At 34.4% G+C, this 2,971-nt stretch carries 4 protein-coding genes and 1 pseudogene; 3 read left to right on the forward strand and 2 right to left on the reverse strand.

What is annotated here, in order from left to right; genetic code table 11:
• Nucleotides 1-25: 25 nt before the first annotated feature.
• Nucleotides 26-181, reverse strand: coding sequence for a hypothetical protein (locus tag FD47_RS15465; protein ID WP_235806113.1), 156 nt, complete (start codon nt 179-181; stop codon nt 26-28).
• A 308-nt stretch (nt 182-489) separates the two neighbouring features.
• Nucleotides 490-984 (reverse strand): DUF536 domain-containing protein, encoded by a 495-nt coding sequence (locus FD47_RS14070; RefSeq protein ID WP_054736593.1) that lies wholly within the window; start codon nt 982-984, stop codon nt 490-492.
• Between the two features lie 271 nt (nt 985-1,255).
• Between FD47_RS14070 and FD47_RS15180 the strand changes: the two are divergent.
• The 3 genes and pseudogenes from FD47_RS15180 to FD47_RS14080 form a co-directional block, all read left to right on the forward strand.
• A pseudogene (locus FD47_RS15180) lies at nt 1,256-1,411 on the forward strand (helix-turn-helix domain-containing protein); the annotation flags it as partial.
• Between the two features lie 131 nt (nt 1,412-1,542).
• Nucleotides 1,543-2,592 carry a ParM/StbA family protein gene (locus FD47_RS14075; protein ID WP_054736591.1) on the forward strand — a complete coding sequence of 350 codons (1,050 nt, stop codon included), beginning with the start codon at nt 1,543-1,545 and terminating at the stop codon, nt 2,590-2,592.
• 2 nt (nt 2,593-2,594) lie between these two features.
• A complete protein-coding gene (locus FD47_RS14080; protein WP_003625713.1) occupies nt 2,595-2,870 on the forward strand; it encodes a hypothetical protein in 276 nt (91 codons plus the stop codon).
• Nucleotides 2,871-2,971: the final 101 nt, after the last annotated feature.

Below are 2,971 nucleotides of genomic sequence, written 5' to 3' on the forward strand. Positions count from 1 at the left end.
AAATTGGCTCACTTTATTTTAGCAGTTACATAACATAATAATCGTTAAACTTTTTACTGAAAAAATCTTTATTCTTAGTGCTTGCTTGCATACGATCTTCTAGCAATGAGTAAATCAGAATCTCATTGCCACCCTTTAAATCTGAATTTAAGTTGCTTTCTTTTACTTTGAAAAATTGCATAATTACATATCTCCCTTTATTGAGAGTAAGAAAAAAGGGTAACAAGTTGTTTGACTTGAAACCCTTTTAACTGCAATTATGTATCACTCTTGCATTAATCCAATTATTTTCATATACTTAAGGAAGTAGGAAACGAATTTCCGAACCTCAAATAAATAAAAAAACTGGCGTTAAAAGGCTTCAAGTGGTTACCGCACTTGTTAGCTGGGTTAAGTAAGTTTTCTGACGGCTTACCTAATCAACGCCTTTTTTTTTCGTACTCGTATTTAATTGACTAAATTATAACTCACTTGAAAAATATTCACAACCTATCTAAATAACCGTTTCCAAAAGCTCTCTCTCGTCTCATTAGAGGGCTTTTTGTTTTGCTTGCTTATGTTTGTATCTGGATTGCTTTTATCGTTCTTAGAATCGTTCTCACGGCTTTGTGTGGTGTCATTCTTGATATTTTGTTCTGACTTTTGATTTTCAAGTAATTTCTGACTGGATAAGTTCAATTGCTGTTGTTGATCTAATAATTTTTGAAACTTTGCTATTTGTTGATCCTTTTCGTCAAGTTGACGTCTAAGTATATTAACTAATTGATCGTTGCTTGACGTGTTTTTGTCTTGTTTATCCTTATTTGTGTTATTGATATAGTATTGATGTATAGCATTAACAACATCTTGACTTAAAATATATCTATTATCGCTATCTTTTAAAGGCTTGTCTTTGTCGTCTAGCGAATCTATTATTTGATAAACCCTTGCTCTTGATATGTGTAAATCCTTTGAAATTTCTGCAATTGTTGTCAAATCTACCACCCTTTCAAGTATATGCTAAGTTATTGATACAATCATAGCACGTATTTGACAACTATATACTCGCATAAACAAACAATGCAGTAGAATGCGATTATATCACGTTATAAAATAAAAATTTTATTAGATACAAAAAAACGCCACTCAATTAAGAATGACGACTTGCGCATGCAAAAACAACATATAATCAATANAACTGATTAATGATACATCTCAAGCTGTACGGAAAATCTTTTTCTGTCGTTGATGTTCCTCTATTTTGATAATAAAGTGTCGCAAACCCCAATATACCCAAGACAATCCCCGCCTGCAACATGCTTTTAAGCTCTATCAAGGTGGTATGAGTGATGTAGATGTTGCCCGTAATACCGGCATTAAACGAACGACCTTTATCAGGTATCGAAAGAAATACAAGATTAAACGAAAATGACTGACAGAGCACCGTTTTTTGTAGTGCAACTTAATTCTACTGCATCTTTTATAATACTATCTATTTACAAATTGTGTGTTATGTGGTATTTTGTATATACATAAAATAACGCAATATAAGGAGAGTGCTTTATGGATATTTTTAGCTTAGATTTAGGAAACAAGCAGACCAAATTAAAAAGCAGCAAAGCGGAATATGTGCTGCCTTCAAGATATTTAAATCAAGCAGACATGCCGATGTCGGTTGGCAATTCTACAATGAATAATGACCTACACACTTATTCAGTTCCTTTTAGCGACGATAAGTACGTATGGGGTCGAGATGTTGATCGGCTTCACCTTGACGAATATTTAGCGGATACAATCATGTATGGTGCTCGATACGATAGTGAAGCATTTAAATTACTAGCCAATTTTGCGCTGGGATTACTAGCAAGTGATTTCAAAGCGGCTAAAGATCAAGTTTTAGAAGTAGTCGTCACTGCTGGGCTTCCAACTGGAGATTACGCTGAACAAGGACAATTAAAAGCTTTATTAAAAGTCCTAGAGGGCCAACATCAAGTTACTATTGACGATAAAATTGTGACGGTAAGAGTTCGTAAAGTCTATATTTTGCCCCAACCAATTGGCACTTTATATAACGAGTTACTAGATAATGAAGGCTTTATCCAGAATAAAGATCTATTAGACGAAAAAGTCGGCATTGTTGACGTAGGTGGTGGAACAATACTAATTGATACGATTTTAAACTTTGAACTAAGTGGCAAAAACCGCCATCAATTTAATACCGGCGTAAATGATCTATATGAAGCCATTGCCAACGGGATTAATGGTGATACTAGCCTTTATCAATTAGAAAAAGATTTACGAAAGGGAAACCAGCAACATCATTGGAGCTACCGATTTTCTAAAAATCGTCAAGATGATATTACTGATTTGGTTTGCAAGGAAATTGACCGATTTACCCGGCGCCTAGTTGCTAATGTAACTTCAACGTTAAAGAACCTTAATAGTATTGATACTTTGTTCTTTACCGGTGGTGGAGCCAATTTGCTTAACCAAAAAATCTTGAATACTACTTTCACTAACGCAGTTATTGTTAAAAATACAGAAGTTGCTAATGTTAACGGCTTTTATAAGTACGGATTAAGTCAACAAGCTCAAAACGAAGGGAGCATGTAATCATGGGAAAAGTTAAAACCTTGAACGTCCGACTAAATCCCGAGAAAATTGTCGACAAAGAAATCCTTGATTACTTTGATAAATCATTAATTCCTAAAACCACACTTGTTAAAACCGCTTTAATTCACGAAATTGAACGGTTAAAGGCTCAAGGTGATCCTTATGTTAAAGATGAATTAAAAGCTCCAGAAGCACCTAAAAATAGCACAGAATCACCATCTGATTCCAAAGAACGCTTGCAAGGAGGATTTAATGCCTTTTCAGACAATGATATTTAGAAAGAGGGCCTTGTTATGGGGATTCCAATCAAAAGCTGGCAAAATATACAAAACCAAATAAAGTTGCCGCTAGGTAAGCGCTATGCTAGACTAAGATTAAT

The organism is Lentilactobacillus parafarraginis DSM 18390 = JCM 14109 (assembly GCF_001435895.1).
GTDB lineage: Bacteria > Bacillota > Bacilli > Lactobacillales > Lactobacillaceae > Lentilactobacillus > Lentilactobacillus parafarraginis.

Excerpts from the sequence above, each read along its gene's own strand:
- FD47_RS15465 (WP_235806113.1), bottom strand. The coding sequence starts at position 181 with ATGCAATTTTTCAAAGTAAAAGAAAGCAACTTAAATTCAGATTTAAAG.
- FD47_RS14075 (WP_054736591.1), top strand. The coding sequence starts at position 1,543 with ATGGATATTTTTAGCTTAGATTTAGGAAACAAGCAGACCAAATTAAAA.
- FD47_RS14080 (WP_003625713.1), top strand. The coding sequence starts at position 2,595 with ATGGGAAAAGTTAAAACCTTGAACGTCCGACTAAATCCCGAGAAAATT.